This window comes from Lelliottia sp. RWM.1, assembly GCF_016859735.1.
In the GTDB taxonomy this organism is placed as follows: Bacteria; Pseudomonadota; Gammaproteobacteria; order Enterobacterales; family Enterobacteriaceae; genus Enterobacter.
Window position 1 is genome coordinate 1 of record NZ_WLVC01000131.1, and the last position, 1121, is coordinate 1121.

The following is a 1121-nucleotide window of genomic DNA, read 5'->3' on the forward strand; positions in this document are numbered from 1 at the left end:
AACCGAACAGGCTTATGTCCACTGGGTTCGTGCCTTCATCCGTTTCCACGGTGTGCGTCACCCGGCAACCTTGGGCAGCAGCGAAGTCGAGGCATTTCTGTCCTGGCTGGCGAACGAGCGCAAGGTTTCGGTCTCCACGCATCGTCAGGCATTGGCGGCCTTGCTGTTCTTCTACGGCAAGGTGCTGTGCACGGATCTGCCCTGGCTTCAGGAGATCGGAAGACCTCGGCCGTCGCGGCGCTTGCCGGTGGTGCTGACCCCGGATGAAGTGGTTCGCATCCTCGGTTTTCTGGAAGGCGAGCATCGTTTGTTCGCCCAGCTTCTGTATGGAACGGGCATGCGGATCAGTGAGGGTTTGCAACTGCGGGTCAAGGATCTGGATTTCGATCACGGCACGATCATCGTGCGGGAGGGCAAGGGCTCCAAGGATCGGGCCTTGATGTTACCCGAGAGCTTGGCACCCAGCCTGCGCGAGCAGCTGTCGCGTGCACGGGCATGGTGGCTGAAGGACCAGGCCGAGGGCCGCAGCGGCGTTGCGCTTCCCGACGCCCTTGAGCGGAAGTATCCGCGCGCCGGGCATTCCTGGCCGTGGTTCTGGGTTTTTGCGCAGCACACGCATTCGACCGATCCACGGAGCGGTGTCGTGCGTCGCCATCACATGTATGACCAGACCTTTCAGCGCGCCTTCAAACGTGCCGTAGAACAAGCAGGCATCACGAAGCCCGCCACACCGCACACCCTCCGCCACTCGTTCGCGACGGCCTTGCTCCGCAGCGGTTACGACATTCGAACCGTGCAGGATCTGCTCGGCCATTCCGACGTCTCTACGACGATGATTTACACGCATGTGCTGAAAGTTGGCGGTGCCGGAGTGCGCTCACCGCTTGATGCGCTGCCGCCCCTCACTAGTGAGAGGTAGGGCAGCGCAAGTCAATCCTGGCGGATTCACTACCCCTGCGCGAAGGCCATCGGTGCCGCATCGAACGGCCGGTTGCGGAAAGTCCTCCCTGCGTCCGCTGATGGCCGGCAGCAGCCCGTCGTTGCCTGATGGATCCAACCCCTCCGCTGCTATAGTGCAGTCGGCTTCTGACGTTCAGTGCAGCCGTCTTCTGAAAACGACA

General features: G+C 61.9%; 1 protein-coding gene. It reads left to right on the forward strand.

The window, feature by feature from the left end; genetic code table 11:
* Nucleotides 1-919: class 1 integron integrase IntI1 (gene intI1, locus GF617_RS26890; RefSeq protein ID WP_025766410.1), on the forward strand; the 919-nt coding region annotated here is incomplete at its 5' end.
* Between the last annotated feature and the right edge of the window lie 202 nt (nt 920-1121).